This window comes from Gemmiger sp. (genome assembly GCF_057431175.1).
In genome coordinates this window covers 1-14,671 of sequence record NZ_DBMDDV010000007.1, presented here as the reverse complement: position 1 = coordinate 14,671, position 14,671 = coordinate 1, and the positions used below count along the sequence as shown (strand labels likewise).

Here is a 14,671-nt window from a genome sequence, read left to right as displayed (position 1 = left end):
ATTTCCCACTAAAACGGTATGCTATGAGATTGTAGCACATCGGCACGAATTTTGCAAGGGTGTAATTTGAAGTGAAGTTTAAGGGTGTGCGCTTTTAAAGGTGCGAGATAAGGGAACGCAGCGCCCGGCCCGTGCGCCATAATTGCACGATGGAAAACATCTCTGCGGTGTAGGGGCAGCATATATGCCGCCCGCGACCTTCCCGCAAACGACCGTTTACCGTACATGGCGCGGGCGAACTATGTTTGCTCCTACATCCTCTACCCCGGTTCGTTGTGTAATGCAGGGTTTTGGCGTTGCTCCATCTGCGGCGGGGTGAGGGCACCCCGCCCTACGTCCAGTGGAACCGCCGTGCAATGCGGTGGTTACGGTAACGTCCCCGGGGCGTCGAGGACGCCGCCCCCTACCGTTGCCGGGGGCGGATGCTTGCCTTACACGGCAGGGCCGGGCATGCCCGGCCCCTACGGTGCGGCAAGGGAAAATGGGCATAAAAAATCCCACCGTCAGTGGGAGACGGTGGGAAACAATTATTTAATCAGATTAGGTATCAGAATCGGAACCGCCAGCAACAGGAGCAGTATCACCAACCTCATATGTTCCCTTGGATGCATCATAAGTGCAAGTACGACCACTCTGTTGAACAACAACTTTAGTAACATGACCAGTCTCATCGTAGCTAACGATTGCAGAAGTAATGCCATTCTTATAGGCAGGCGTAGTACCAGAAACGACCTCGGCCAGCTTGCCGATATCACTGGGGACGATACCATCATCATTCTTAGCGGTAACGGTCAACTCGCCAAGCGAACCGCCCTTCAGTTTGCCATTGTTAGAAGTAACAACACCGTACTTCTCAGAAACTTCCGTCTGAGCGGCAACGACAATGCTACGAGTGGTAGCAACAACCTTCTGATTGTTCGCCTTATCAATATAGCCCGTCAGAGCGGGGACCAGCAGGGCGGCCAGGATGGCCAGGATGACGAGAACGACGATGAGCTCGACGAGGGTGAAGCCCTTCTTATTCTTCATTTTACGAATTTTATCAAACATTATAATTCCTCCAATTTCTCCAGAAGGACTTCAACCGTCCTTTTACTGTGAAGTTATAATATCATACAATTTACCAAATTTCAATAAAGTTACAGCAAAACAGCAAAAAACATTTTGTTGCCTAGTTTGTACCTTTTTCGCAAAGTTTTTTGTTGCTTTGCAACGTGTGCCGTTCGATAATGCCGCCGCATCGCCATTTTATTTTACGCATTTCTGCGTTATTTTATAAAAAATATGTGCATTTACGACAAATTTTGCAGTCGTTTTCTGGCGAATATTTAACCGTGCATATCTTGCGGTGGTGCAGGGTGCGATTTTGGGCGGTTTTGCGGGTTTACAGGGGGATTTTGTAAAATTTAACGTGGCTAAGCGGGGCAAATTGTGTGCTATTGGGGCGGAGCGTTTTTCCGCACAAAAAACGTCTCCCACATGGGGAGGCGTTTGGAAATGTGCTGTGCTTAACACCGAAAACGTGATTTTTACGGAATTTTTGCTGTGCTCTGGCGTTTTGGCTGCCGCCGGGCCACTAAATATGGCGTCCGCGGCGGGATTTTTTCAGGTGAGTTGTAATAAACGGCACAATGCCCTCAAAGAAGACCATGATGGGGCTGTCGCAGTTGCCGGTGCAGCCCTTGTCCTTCAGCGCGGCCAAAGGTGTGCTTTCCCCTGCCGGGTCGTTTTGATTCGGCCTTCATTCCGCCACTTCCCGCAGGTGCTCGCGCACCGGGCGCAGGTTCTCGGGCAGTTTGGCGTCCGGCAGATCGCTGATGCCATCTGTCGTGCCGCGGGCCTTGGCGGTCTCATAGAACCAGCACTTATAGTCCAGCGTGTCCATCGTCTGCTGCAATTCGGCCATGCGGGCTTCCAGCACGGCCTTCTGCTTGCGGAACATTTCCAACCGCTGGGCGATCGTCGCATCGCCCTGCATGGCAAGCTCGATGTATTCGCGGATATCCTTCAGCGACATACCGGTCTTTTTCAGGCACTCAATGATGCGCAGCCACTCGAAGTCCTTTTCCTCAAACACGCGGATGCCGCCGGAGGAACGCCCCACAAAGGGCAGCAGCCCTTCCTTATCATAATAGCGCAGTGTCGATGCAGGCACACCCAGCCGTTTTGCCATTTCGCCCACCGTATAAGCCATAGTTGCCTCCTGATCTTTTTGCAGAACCCCTCGACTTAAACCGGGGTTTAACTTGTATGATATCAGTATAGGGCAGTTGCAGCCCCATGTCAAGCTGCGGGAAGGAGCAATTCACCTATGAAAACGCAAAACAAGCAGTGATCTGAACAGCAGAACGTATTTGGCAGCGGCACGCCCTTCCCATCGCAGAGTTGTAGCGGCGGGGCATGCCCGGCCCCTGCAATGGGTGTTTTAGGCAAACCACGATGCCCCCATGGCCGCCGACGCGCCGGGGCGTAAGCGTCACCAGATCCCACTTTGGGGCTTATTTTTTATATTGACAAATCCCGCTCATCTACCTATTATAAGTGGGAAAGCATACGAAAGGACTGTCGAACTTATGAAAATGGAACGTATTGACCGGGTTCGTGCCGCGCTGTGCGCACAGGGCCTGACCCAAATGATCGTCTGCGACCCCAAAAGCGTGTGGTATCTGACCGGTGTTGCCGTGGAACCCTATGAGCGTCTGCTGGCGCTCTACCTGCCCACCGACGGCGAGCCGGTGCTGTTTTTGAACAAGCTGTTCAATGTCCCGAATCCGCCCTGCAAGACCGTTTGGCACACTGACGCTGACGCCCCGGTCGCCCAGATCGCCGCCGTGGTCAACGCCGCGAAGCCGCTGGGTATCGACAAAGAGTGGCCCGCCAAGTTTCTGATCCCGCTGATGGAGGCCCACCCCGGCATGCAGGTCGTGCTGTCCAGCGATTGCATCGACGACTGCCGCGCCTGCAAGGACGCCGAGGAACAGCGCCTCATGCGTGAGGCCTCCCGCATCAACGATGAAGTCAACGAGGCTGCGAAGCACTACGTCAAGGTCGGCATGACTGAGCGTGAGGTGGCCGAGTTCATTGACGCCCAGTTCCGCGCCCACGGTTGCGAAGGCCCGAGCTTTACCACCATCGTTTCCTTCGGTGCGAACGCCGCTGACCCCCACCACGAGCCGGACGGCACGGTGCTGAAGGAGGGCGACTGCGTGCTGTTTGACATGGGCTGCGTGAAGGACCGCTATTGCAGCGACATGACCCGCACCTGGTTCTGCGGCCAGCCCACAGAGAAGCAGGCCGCCGTACACGACCTGGTGCGCCGCGCCAACGAAGCTGCCGAGGCGCTTATCAAGCCCGGCGTGCGCCTGTGCGACCTGGATGCCGCCGCCCGCGATTTGATCACCGAAGCGGGTTATGGCGAATACTTCAACCACCGGCTGGGCCATTTCATCGGCCAGACCGACCACGAGAAGGGCGACGTGAGCAGCGCCAACACCGCCGTTGCCAAGCCCGGCATGATTTTCTCGATTGAGCCGGGCGTCTACCTGCCCGGTGAGTTCGGCGTCCGTGTCGAGGATCTCGTCCTTGTGACCGAGGGCGGCTGCGAGGTGCTGAACCACAACGATAAACATTGGGATGTAATGGGGAAGTAGCTCCCTTAAAGCCTCCCCCATAGGGAAGCCTTTTTTGTGCAATGTAAAAAGGAGCTTTTATGGATAAAACCGAAAAACTGACCCTGCGGGAATGCCTGCTGGGCGACCGGGCCTTTTACCGCCATGTGCTGCTGGTGGTGCTGCCCATCATCGTGCAGAACACCCTGACGAACGTTGTCTCCCTGCTGGACAACGTCATGGTAGGCCAGGTGGGCACCCTGCCCATGAGCGGCGTTGCCGTGGTAGGCCAGCTGCTGTTTGTGTATAACCTCGCCATTTGGGGCAGCACCTCGGGCGCTGGCATCTTCGGCGCTCAGTTTTACGGCCGCGGCGATATGGACGGCGTGCGCCACACTTTCCGCTTTAAACTGCTGGTGTCCACCGCCATCACAGCGGCAGCCATTATGCTGTTTCTGGCTGCCGGGCCAGCGCTGATTGGAGCGTATATTTCAGCCGATACCTCCCCCGCCGATGCCGCCGCCACGCTGGACTATGCGTGGGGGTATCTGCGCATCATGCTTGTGGGACTGGTGCCCTTCGGCCTGACCCAGTGCTACGCCGGTACCCTGCGCGAGAGCGGCCAGACCGTGCTGCCGATGAAAGCCAGTATGCTGGCGATGGTCGTGAACTTTATCTTTAACGCCCTGCTGATTTTCGGCCTTGGCCCGTTCCCCCGGCTGGGCGTGGCCGGTGCGGCCATCGCCACCGTGCTTTCCCGCTTTGTGGAGCTGGCCATCGTCGCGACCGGCGCCCACCGCAGCGCCGACCGCTACCCCTTTATGCGCGGGGTGTACCACAGCCTTGCCATTCCCGGCGTGCTGGTCAAAAGCATCTTTATCCGGTCGATGCCGCTGCTTGCCAATGAGCTGATGTGGGGCGCAGGTCAGGCCGTGCTGCTGCAATGCTATTCCGTGCGGGGCATCCAGGCCGTGGCCGCGCTGAACATCTGCAACACGATTGCACAGATTTTTAATGAGGTGTTCCTCTCGCTGGGCAATGCCACGGCCATCGTCGTCGGCCAGGAGCTTGGCGCGGACCGCCTGACCGGTGCCCGCCGCACCGCCTGGCGGATGATTACCCTGAGCCTTGCCAGCTGCGTTATTATGGGCGCTGCGCTGGCCGTTTGTGCGCCCTTTATCCCCCGCATCTACAACACTGAGGAACCCATCCGCCTGCTGGCGACCGAGCTGATCCGCATGGCCGCGCTGTGTATGCCGCTGTACGGCTTTGCCAACTGTGAGTATTTCACGCTGCGCTCCGGCGGCAAAACGTTCATCACATTTTTGTTTGACAGCTGCTTTACCTGGGCCGTGTCCGTGCCGATGGCCTACTGCCTGTCCCGCTTCAGCGGGCTGAACATCGTCACAATTTACCTGTTTGTGAACGGCATGGACATCATCAAATGCACCATCGGCTTTGTGCTGGTGAAGAAGGGCGTCTGGGTAAAGAATATTGTGAAAGAATAGTGGTTCTTCCGTAGGGGCGACGCCAGACATCGACCCCTGCAAGCCCCATAAAGGAGATGTACACCCCCATGACCACCGCACACAAAAGCCGCGTGCTGGATATGACCCAGGGCGACCCATTCCGCCTGGTGCTGCAATTTTCGATGCCGCTGTTCTGCTCGAACCTTCTGCAGCAGTTCTACAATTTGACTGACACCGCCCTTGCCGGGCACCTGCTGGGCGCGGCGGCACTGGCGCAGATCGGCGCGACCGCCGCACTGTACGGTCTTATCATGAACTTTGCCTTCGGCATGAACAACGGCCTGGCACTGACGGTCAGCAGATATTTCGGCGCCGGGGATGAAAATGGTATGCGCCGCGCCGTGGGCTGGATGGTCACGCTTTCGGTGGGCACCTCGCTGGTGCTGACCGCCACTTCCCTGCTGGGCCGCGGCGCGCTGTTGACTCTGCTGCAGGTCCCCGCCGAAACGTGGGACGGTGCCGCCGACTACCTGACCGTAATTTTGCTGGGCATCCCGCTGACGATGCTCTACAATATGGAAGCCGCGCTGCTGCGCGCCGTGGGCAACAGCATCACGCCTCTGCTGTTTTTGCTTTTCAGCACCATGCTGAATATCGGGCTGGACGCGGCCTTTATGGGCCCGCTGGGCCTTGGCGTGCGCGGCGCAGCCATCGCCACCGTGCTGGCACAGGGTATCAGCGCCCTGCTGGGCGTGTGGTACATCCTGCGCAGCTACCCGGAACTGCGGTTCCGCCCGGCCCAGCTGAAAGAGACGACCCGCCATGCCGTGACCCATATGTTCTGGGCGGGCCTAAGTATGGGCCTGATGAGCGCCATCTACAACCTGGGCAGCGTGGCCCTGCAAAGCAGCATCAACGCGCTGGGCAGCGCCTACATTGCGGCCCAGACCGCCGCCCGCCGCCTGGCTGAGCTGTACTTTATCCCCGGCGGTGCGCTTGGCATCGGCGTGGCGACTTTCAGCAGCCAGAACCTCGGCGCGGGCAAGCGCAGCCGCATCTGGCAGAGCGTAAAGGCCGCGCTGGTCATCTATTTTGTGTGGTGGGTATTCATCATGGCGTTTACCTTCCTCTGCGGCGAGGCGGCCATCCGCGGCGTGACCGGCAGCGACGACGAAATCATTATTGCCAATGCCCTGCTGTACTTGAAAATCAGCGTGCCCATCATCCCGCCCATGGCCGTGCTGGTCATTTTACGGAATATGCTGCAAGGCATCCAGCACACCATTGAGCCGCTGCTGGCCAGCGCCCTGGAGCTGATCGGCAAAGTGATTTTTGCTGTCTGGCTCGTGCCGGTCTGGGGCTACCGCGCCGTCTGCTTCTGCGAACCGACGACCTGGGTCATCTGCTTTGTGTTCATCCTCTTCGCCACCTGGCGCTGCCGCGGTGATTTGAGGGATGCGTAATTTTTCTTTTTTTCTATTTTTTCGCCCGCGCACCCTTGGCAAACCGGACTTTTTCTGGTATAATATTAGTTACATCTGTGTAGGCCGGTAGCCCAGCCAGGCAGAGTCGGCGGCTCATAACGGATTATAACCGTCTGACCCAATCATTTCTACTTTCAAATATGATGAAGTGCCGCGATTTTTGCTGAACTTCATCGCCAAGATTTCTGCTTTGGCGATGAGTTGGCGATTTGGCCATCAACAGCACTTCTTCATCATAATAAGGGCCGTTAGCTTAACGGTTAAAGCCACCGGCTCATAAACATTGGATGTTAGGATTTTTCTCTTCGTAAAAATTCGATAAATCGTGTAATTTTCGGTTTTCTTAGCTGTTTTTTCTGCTTTCATCTACAACTCATCTACGAGCGGTTCTCAACTGCCTGTTTGGGTTGTTTCATAAGGGCCATTAGTTCAGCGGTTAGAACCCCCGGCTCATAAACATTGGATGTTAGGATTTCTCACTTTACAAAAAGGCGATAAACCGTAAAAATTTCGATTTTTGTCACTGTTTTTTCTGCTTTCATCTACAACCCATCTACGGGCGGTTCGCAACTGCTTGTTTGGGGTGTTTCATAAGGGCCATTAGTTCAGCGGTTAGAACTCTCGGCTCATAACCGAGTTATCGCAGGTTCGAATCCTGCATGGCCCACCAAAAAGAGACGTGCAAGCGTAAAGTTTGCACGTCTCTTTTCATCTTTCGGAACCTTTTCTCTTGTAGAGCGTCTCGCTCATCTGGCTGCGGATGGAATCCTGCCGCTTGTGGTAAACCTGCGTATAAATTGCCAGTGTCGTGCTGGGTTGGGCGTGACCCGCTTCGGCCGCCACCGTAGCGACACCGATGTCCGGGTTGGAGAGCAGGATACTGACAAAGGTGTGGCGAAACATATGCGGGTGGATTTTGCGGATGCCCGCTTTCTCGGCCACGCGGTCAACAATTTTGCCATAGTGGTCGGGGCTGATGGGCCAGCCAAAATCATTTATAACGATAAAATTTTTCCCGCGCAGCTTTTGCAGGGATTCCCGGTACGATTCCCACTTTCCGTCCATGCAGGTCTGCCAAGCACTGCCCATACGGTGCTTTTGTGCAAGCCATTGGTCACGGTAGGTTTTCAGATATTCTATAAATTCGGGTGCTACATCTATGTCACGGACGTTGTCCTCTTTCGTGGTCGTTAGGTGATAGCCTTTGTTCACAATGAGCAGTGACTTATCCACATGGACGGTGCAGTGGTCGAAGTCAATATCTTCCCATGTCAGCCCGGCTAACTCACCGCGCCGCATTCCGGTATTCAGCAGCCCCATGACGATGACTTGCTCCAGTGTGGAACAGCGCGGCAGCACCTTAAAAAGAGCCTCTACTTCTTCCGGGTGCAGGCAGTCTACCGGGCGGCTGCGCGTACCTTTAACCGCGAGTGTTTGGGTATCGTTGTCTATGCCGTACTCGCGTTCGGCATATTGCATTACGAGCCGCAGAAAGATGGCATACTCCTTAATGGTTTTTCGTGCAATAGGGCGGTGATCCAGTTCAATATGAAACAGCTTTTCGGGCTTACATTTGAGAGCTGCTGCAATTTCCTGTGCTGTTTTTAGTGTGGTACGCTCTCCGCGGAACACTCGCTCTACAGATTTTGTCTGTATGGAGCATTGTGCTGCAATTTGGGGACAGGACAGTTTCTTATATTGCTTTGCGTTGGGTTTCAGCACCGCATACCCTTTCACGCTGCGCACATCGGCCTCACCCAGCAGATCCAGAAACTTCTCGCATTCGCGCTTATTTACCTTTGAAATCGGCATTTCTGCAAATGCCGGGCTGATTTCGCAGATTCGGCGCAGCATGGTTTCCTTACCTGCTGTGGTGTTGGCTTTATTCTTGTGCTGTTCGTAGTCGCCTTCCAGACGAACGGAGGGGTCAAGCATCGATTTTTTGGAATCAATGTATGCTCTTGCTGCATCTCGGAAGGGCGTGTTTTTGCCATCTTTTTCATCGTCGGCTTTCTGTTGCTCTGCGCGTTCAAAAACGAGTGCGGCTTCAATGGCAGCGTTTTCACGCTGGCGGTGGGTTTTCAGTACAGTGGGGTCAAAGTCAAAGCGCCCATATCGCCGCACCCTTTTTCCATGTACGGTCACATTAGCGGTCAGTACATAATAAGGGGCGCTGCGTTTGGGTATCATAAGTTTTGCCGATGCCATTATTCAGATTGCTCCGTTTTATTGTTGTAGTAGGCCGCCAGCTTGCCAAGGTTAATGTACCACTTAACACCGGACTGAAATGCAAGGTCCGGATTCTCGCGGCAGACACGCCGAAGATAATATGGCGGCAGATTCATAATCTCACTTGCCTGTTTGATGCTGACAATCTGCGGCAGGGTTATTTTTTCAATTTCGCAGGCGGATGCCTGCAGCGGCATTTGCACAGGTTCTTTCATCGTTCTTCACACTCCACATAGTAAATTGGTTTTCGGTTGTGGCGGCGCAGCAAGCGTGCGTCCAGCCCCGTCAGATAGAGTTCATATTGCAGATTGGTTTCGGTCGTAATCAGCACTGCACCGTAATTTTGCAGAAATCGCAGGATGCGGTACAGGATTGTAATGTCGTGGCTCAACCGGTCAAGGCTCTGCACCATGACGGCATTGACACGCCCCTGTTGCACAGCGGTGAGCATGGCAAACAAATCAGGTCGCCAGAACTCGGTGCCGTACTTCTGCTCCATGCAGGAATTCACAATGATGTAGCCGCGCCTGTCGGCTTCGCGCATAACATCCGCCAGCTGATCCTCCAATGCGGGCAGGTTCGGTGCAGCGCTGCGGGCGAACGCCCAAACTTTGTATTCTCTCATGGGCACACCTCAGAATTGATCCATCAGAGGGAGACAAACATCAAATCGCGGCTTGCCAAAGGATGCCCGCGTAAAACGGTCCCCGACAAAGCGTTCCAGCCCGCTGTTGATGAGTTCGGCGTTTAAGTCACATTCGGTGGTGATGAGGTAGACATCATTCTGACGCAGAATTTCAATAACTCCCACCAGTATGTAGCTGTTGCGGCTGATTTGCTCCAAATCGCGCACCATCACGGCTTCAATCCGACCGTTCTCTACTGCGTCCAGCATAGATCGCAGACCGATGCGGTCTTTCAAGGTGTTTCCGCTGCAATGGTCAAAAGATGTGCCGCGCACAAGAAAACCGTGTCCGGCGGCTTCGTCGATAAGGTCATACAGTCGGTCAAAGGCAATGCGCGGATCGCTGTTGGCGCAGCGCACATAAATCCAGACATCGTGGTTTCGCATAAGGTACATTGCAGATCCCTCTTTCACAAAAAGTAATCCGGACGCTTCTGCTCCCGGATGAATTGCTGCACATCTTCGATTTTCTCGGTGATTGGGCAGGTCGGCAGTGCTGCCAGCACGGCGTCATGGTACTTGCCGCCGATACCTGCGCGTTCGTCCAGAATCGCCACCACGCAGGAGTCCTGCTCGGTGCGGATGGCACGACCAAAGCCCTGACGTAGCTTCTTCTGCATTTCGGGGATGATTTCGGCGGTTATGTAGTCGCGCAGATTCGGGTACTGCCGGCGTTCGTAATTACTGACCGGGTCGGGTATCGGAAACGGCAGCTTGGCGATGATCAGCAGAGACACCATATCGCCGGGAAAGTCGATGCCCTCCCAGCAGGAGCCAGCAGCAAACAGCACACCATTGCCGGATTGCTTGAACTGCTGGATGATTTTGCCGCCATTGCGCCACGCCTGATAGGTCGGGTATGTCCACTGACCGTCCGTCAGCGCGCGGACTTCCGCCATCTGGCGGTACGCTGTGAACAGCACCAGCGCGTGACCGTGACAGGCACCAACCAGCCGAACGATTTCTTCTGCCATTTTGCGGTTGTCCATTCGCGTTTTTACGCGCGGAGGAAAGTATAACAGACATTTTTTCTTGTAGTTAAACGGAGAATCTGCGCGAAAATGACGCAGGGGTCGGTAAGCCGCCAGCCCCAAAAGCTGTCCCGTGTAGCTGAAATCTCCGGCTGCTGCCAATGTGCCGGAGGTCAGAATCGCGGGTTCGTGTGTGTTCCACAGCGCACTGCGGAGAAGCTGCGGTACGCGGCTGCTGGCCGCGCAGAATGTGGGCTGACCATCGGCATCGTAGTCGATGTATAAGATGCGCGTCGGCACCTCCAAGAGAAAAAGGCGCAGGAGACTTTCGGCTTCTCCCAGCCTGTTCAGCAGGTATCGCGGCACATCCGGCAAACTGCCGGCATTTTGCAGCAGTGCTGTACAGTTGATGAGTGCAGCGCGGCGGAACGGCGTAAGCACGAACGGTTCACTCACTTTTTTTCGCAGCTTGGAAAGCCCCTGCGTGCAGGAGAACGACAGCGTAAGGAACGCCGCCCGCAGCTGTCTGGCAAAATCCTTGTAGTGCGCCTGTTGTAATAAAAGGCACAATTCATCCATGTTGTGCTGGGATAAGGTTTCCGTGTACATCTGGCGGGCGGCATCGGGTAATTTGTGCGCCTCGTCCACCACCAGCGCCTGATAACTGCGCAGGAGCAGCGGTCTATCTTCTTGCCGATGCGATGCGTCAGCCAGCAGATAATTGTGATTGCAAATTTGGATGTCGGGTTTCATGGAATCCCGCAGATACTGCCGGTAGCGGCAATCCTCGCGCAGAAAGCAATCACGCGGGCAGGACGGCGGCACACAAATGCGGCAGCGGTCATAGCGGGAGAGTTCCGGGATATGATCCATGTCCAAAATGTGCGCAGCAATGTTCAGGCTGTTGGTCTGCCGTTTTCTGCTTGGCTGCACCAGCGATGCTCTTTCGGCAAGGCGGGCATCACAGACAAAACGCTCTTTGCCCTTGCGGACAACAGCTGTGATGGGTGCGGTGATGATGCCCTCAGCCAACAAAATAGCGGACAGGTCAGGCAGATATTCTGTAAGGATAGCGTCCTGCAAGGCAACGCTGGAAGTGGAGATAACGATGGGCAGTTTCATCCGTTCGGGGCGATGCATCTGCCAAAGGATACAGCCCGCAAGGTAGGCCAGCGTTTTGCCGGTGCCTACGCCTGCTTCGCACAGGGAAATTTCCTTATTATATAAGGTATCTAAAACTTCATGGCAAAGCGCGATTTGTTCCTCGCGCACCGCCATGCCGTGCCGGGGTAAGATCTCCCGGAAAATTTTCTCGGCCATGCGGTGGGATTCCGTATAGCCTGTCGGATAAGTTTGCATTGGTTTACACCCCTGTTTTCCATCTCGTTTAAAGCAAAATGATGGGCAGCAGGAGCTTGGGTTCCTGCTGCCCACGATTTGCCCTAAACGGCAAAAGTAGATAGTTAAGTAAGTGTGCCATATTTGCCGCCCGCACCCCTGACACCGGGAACACAACAGGCAGGCCGCTGGCGGCGGCCGTTCGCTGGCTCTGCCGGAATCTTACTGCTTACAATTCCGGCTCGGTCACCCCCTCTGACGCGGGAGGCAGCTGGCGTATCATTGTGGCCTTTCCCTTGGCAGCTTATGGTTATGCCAAAACCACCCAATGGGCTTGCCGGGAAAGGAACGTACCTGTTATGCTGGGTATTCGGTTGTCAAGGTGCTGGGTAATCATAATTGACTACCAAGCAAAATCGGTCAAAATTGTCTCAAGGATTTTCTTGATTTCATCAGGGACATACAGCAACGCTCTATGTAATGCGAGTGCCTGAACAGGAGTCATGTACATTTTCTTGAACAAGTGGTATCCGTCTGGTAGGGAAAGGCCTCCATTTCGGCCCCGGACTATTTTTATTGGATAGTCCTCGTTTAATGTTGCTATGTCCCTGCTGATAGTATCTGTTGAAACATGGAATTCTATTGAAAGATGCTCCATCGTATCTTTCCGGCGCTTGTCTAACAAGCGAATTATTTTCTTTTGTCGCTCGTTAGATGTCATCTTTGAAATTCCTTCCGAATTTGCTTTGCACTTATAATATCGCAAATACCCCGCAACTTTTGCGGAGTTAAACTTTAAATCCGTTCGAATTTTATCTGGATTACTATAATTTATAAATATATGAATTTCCGCTTGTTGGTTCATGTGTTTGCCCGTCAGCATTTTCTGCTGGCATTCTGATGCCGCCTCACGATGGATGTCCTTGCCTTCGGCTAGCGCTTCCTACTGCTAAGCGCGTAGCATCCTTTCGCCAGTTGTTGCCCAACCGAGCACACAAAAAAGCCCGCCGCATTTTGAGATGCGACGGGCTTAGAGCTGCAGCGTGAGATTTATTTTTTCTCCTGAGAATTTGTCAGAGGCTTTTCGGGCCGGTGTGGCTGATAATTCCAAAACATATTACACGGTTCATTGGCTTCTTTTCGAATTGATGCCTGAACTACTGCACGCAAGTTTTTGTGTAAAAGACTTTCTTTTGCTTTCATGGTAAAGACCTTCCTTCCGGTTTGATTTGGTTTTATTTGATTCCAACCCCAATTTTAGCCAAAACCAGTAGAAGAGCATCCGCAGCTGCAGCTACAATCCAGACAGTGCTGTACAATGGTTTCAGCAACAAAAGGGGTGGAACAAGCAAGCAATATAATACAAGTCTTTTGCGTACCGCTATTTTCATGTCCTGCAACTCCTCGTTGCTGCAATGAATCGCCGAATTATTGCAAGGAGCAAGTGTTAAAATTAGCGTAACAGAGACAATAAGCAGCGTAATTGTAGCTGCTATCGTAGAAGATTGCAGTCGGTCAATCAGATATAAGCAGGCATATTCACAAAATAAAGAGGTGATAAAGCAGGAACATACTGTTGGCATATGAAGCCCATTTGTCTTTTCCCGTAAAAATGCCAACCCAAAATTCAAAAGAATCACTTGCGGTAACGGTGCAACAAGTGCTCCAAAGCAAACGAGAATAAAGAAACCGCCAAAGTTCATGAATTTTCGTTGTAGCGAGTATGCCATCCAATCGCGTTGACTTTCTTCAATGAGTTCGCTTTGTATACACTTCTCCACGATTCTTTCGACGATTGCTTCCATATGCAGAACCTCTGTAAATCAGAACTATCTTTATTAAAACAGAGTTTTCTGCTTTTTCATCATTTTTGTAGTGAAACAGTAGTTTTTTGTCATGAAATCAGAGTATTCGGCAGCTCTGTTGCAAATTCAAACCAGCCGTTTTCATAATCCATGGCGTAAAGCGTGTGGTACTTTTCCAATGTGGTATGAACATTTTGCAAACCATACCCATGGAAAGATGGATTTTCCTTGGTTGATGCCGGCAGCTGATTTGCAATCATATTTACCGGCAAAGATTTATTACGGATAGCATAAAACAGTTCATCTTCTTCAAGCAGTGCCTGCACATAAATTTGCCGGTCCGTTTCCGGCAGTTTTTCACACGCTTCAATCGCGTTATCCAGTGTGTTGCTGATTACAACCGTCAAATCCACCATGTCAATCTTTATGGGAGACAAATCGTTCACACTGAACTGTATATCAATTTTACGATTTTTTGCAACAAGTGCCTTTTGATTCAGAAGTGCATCCAGTGCTGCATGGTGGGTATTGACGAGCAGGATGCGTTCGTTTTGTTTCGATTGCAGGCTATGGATATAGGTTTGTATTTTATTGATATCTATATTTTGTTGCATCAGCATTCCGTCTAACGTACTCAGATGAGCGCGAAAATCATGTGTCAGTTTACGTTGCTGAGCGTATGCAGCACTCAATGCTTCAATGCTCTCTTGCTGTGCTTTTGATTTGGCTTGTAGGCTGATTGCTTCTTCACGGAAGTTGGCGTTTTGTTCCATCCAGCTGATTAAAAGTAACGCTGCTATCTGCATTACGGTGATAAATGTAGCACAGACACATAGCGGCTGAATGGATATTTGGCCTTGCTGAAAGCAACTTCCGAAAAAGAAAATAAGCAAAACACTCGCAAGGGAAAGCACTGCAGGAATGGTGTACCATCTGAAATTGGTTGCTTGACTTAATTTCCCATTTCGCGCCTTTGCCTGTAAAAAGCATACTGCTATTATTACACTATGCAAAAGAGAACTTTGAAAAAAACTATTACCAAAAACTATATTGCCCTGCGCCTCGGATATCAGAAGCAAAAG

The 14,671-nt window shown here is 52.9% G+C and carries 15 protein-coding genes and 1 tRNA gene; 4 read left to right on the top strand and 12 right to left on the bottom strand.

The window, feature by feature from the left end; translation table 11 throughout:
- Positions 1-540 precede the first annotated feature (540 nt).
- The 3 genes from ACZO0A_RS04255 to ACZO0A_RS04245 all read right to left on the bottom strand — a co-directional run bounded on the left by ACZO0A_RS04255 (position 541) and on the right by ACZO0A_RS04245 (position 2,194).
- A complete protein-coding gene (locus ACZO0A_RS04255) occupies positions 541-1,050 on the bottom strand; it encodes a type II secretion system protein (RefSeq protein WP_302376416.1) in 510 nt (169 codons plus the stop codon).
- A gap of 526 nt (positions 1,051-1,576) precedes the next feature.
- A complete protein-coding gene (locus tag ACZO0A_RS04250; RefSeq protein ID WP_302376414.1) occupies positions 1,577-1,702 on the bottom strand; it encodes a hypothetical protein in 126 nt (41 codons plus the stop codon).
- Positions 1,703-1,741: 39 nt separating this feature from the next.
- Positions 1,742-2,194 carry a MerR family transcriptional regulator gene (locus ACZO0A_RS04245; protein WP_291212946.1) on the bottom strand — a complete coding sequence of 151 codons (453 nt, stop codon included), beginning with the start codon at positions 2,192-2,194 and terminating at the stop codon, positions 1,742-1,744.
- Between the two features lie 379 nt (positions 2,195-2,573).
- Between ACZO0A_RS04245 and ACZO0A_RS04240 the strand changes: the two genes are divergently transcribed.
- The 4 genes from ACZO0A_RS04240 to ACZO0A_RS04225 all read left to right on the top strand — a co-directional run bounded on the left by ACZO0A_RS04240 (position 2,574) and on the right by ACZO0A_RS04225 (position 7,231).
- On the top strand, positions 2,574-3,650 hold the full coding sequence (locus ACZO0A_RS04240) for a M24 family metallopeptidase (RefSeq protein ID WP_302376413.1): 1,077 nt from the start codon (positions 2,574-2,576) through the stop codon (positions 3,648-3,650).
- Between the two features lie 59 nt (positions 3,651-3,709).
- Positions 3,710-5,116: an MATE family efflux transporter gene (locus tag ACZO0A_RS04235; RefSeq protein ID WP_215691168.1), complete on the top strand. Its 1,407-nt coding sequence runs from the start codon at positions 3,710-3,712 to the stop codon at positions 5,114-5,116.
- A 68-nt stretch (positions 5,117-5,184) separates the two neighbouring features.
- Positions 5,185-6,540, top strand: a complete 1,356-nt coding sequence (locus tag ACZO0A_RS04230; RefSeq protein WP_291212952.1) for an MATE family efflux transporter — start codon at positions 5,185-5,187, stop codon at positions 6,538-6,540.
- Positions 6,541-7,155: 615 nt separating this feature from the next.
- Positions 7,156-7,231 (top strand) — tRNA-Ile (locus tag ACZO0A_RS04225).
- A 38-nt stretch (positions 7,232-7,269) separates the two neighbouring features.
- Here the strand turns inward: ACZO0A_RS04225 and ACZO0A_RS04220 are convergent.
- From ACZO0A_RS04220 to ACZO0A_RS04180, 9 genes are all read right to left on the bottom strand, one after another.
- A complete protein-coding gene (locus ACZO0A_RS04220) occupies positions 7,270-8,769 on the bottom strand; it encodes a tyrosine-type recombinase/integrase (protein ID WP_486846076.1) in 1,500 nt (499 codons plus the stop codon).
- On the bottom strand, positions 8,769-9,005 hold the full coding sequence (locus tag ACZO0A_RS04215; protein WP_143402707.1) for a hypothetical protein: 237 nt from the start codon (positions 9,003-9,005) through the stop codon (positions 8,769-8,771). Before ACZO0A_RS04215 ends, ACZO0A_RS04220 begins: the two co-directional genes overlap by 1 nt.
- Positions 9,002-9,415, bottom strand: coding sequence for a recombinase family protein (locus ACZO0A_RS04210; RefSeq protein ID WP_486846074.1), 414 nt, complete (start codon positions 9,413-9,415; stop codon positions 9,002-9,004). Before ACZO0A_RS04210 ends, ACZO0A_RS04215 begins: the two co-directional genes overlap by 4 nt.
- A gap of 9 nt (positions 9,416-9,424) precedes the next feature.
- A complete protein-coding gene (locus ACZO0A_RS04205) occupies positions 9,425-9,871 on the bottom strand; it encodes a recombinase family protein (RefSeq protein WP_486846073.1) in 447 nt (148 codons plus the stop codon).
- Positions 9,872-9,885: 14 nt separating this feature from the next.
- Positions 9,886-11,805 (bottom strand): ATP-dependent DNA helicase, encoded by a 1,920-nt coding sequence (locus ACZO0A_RS04200; RefSeq protein ID WP_486846072.1) that lies wholly within the window; start codon positions 11,803-11,805, stop codon positions 9,886-9,888.
- Positions 11,806-12,187: 382 nt separating this feature from the next.
- Positions 12,188-12,667: a helix-turn-helix transcriptional regulator gene (locus tag ACZO0A_RS04195; RefSeq protein ID WP_294718801.1), complete on the bottom strand. Its 480-nt coding sequence runs from the start codon at positions 12,665-12,667 to the stop codon at positions 12,188-12,190.
- 167 nt (positions 12,668-12,834) lie between these two features.
- Positions 12,835-12,987 carry a hypothetical protein gene (locus ACZO0A_RS04190; RefSeq protein ID WP_279072320.1) on the bottom strand — a complete coding sequence of 51 codons (153 nt, stop codon included), beginning with the start codon at positions 12,985-12,987 and terminating at the stop codon, positions 12,835-12,837.
- A 32-nt stretch (positions 12,988-13,019) separates the two neighbouring features.
- Positions 13,020-13,589, bottom strand: coding sequence for an accessory gene regulator B family protein (locus ACZO0A_RS04185; protein WP_486846071.1), 570 nt, complete (start codon positions 13,587-13,589; stop codon positions 13,020-13,022).
- A gap of 89 nt (positions 13,590-13,678) precedes the next feature.
- The coding region (locus ACZO0A_RS04180; protein ID WP_486846070.1) for a sensor histidine kinase at positions 13,679-14,671 on the bottom strand (993 nt) is incomplete at its 5' end.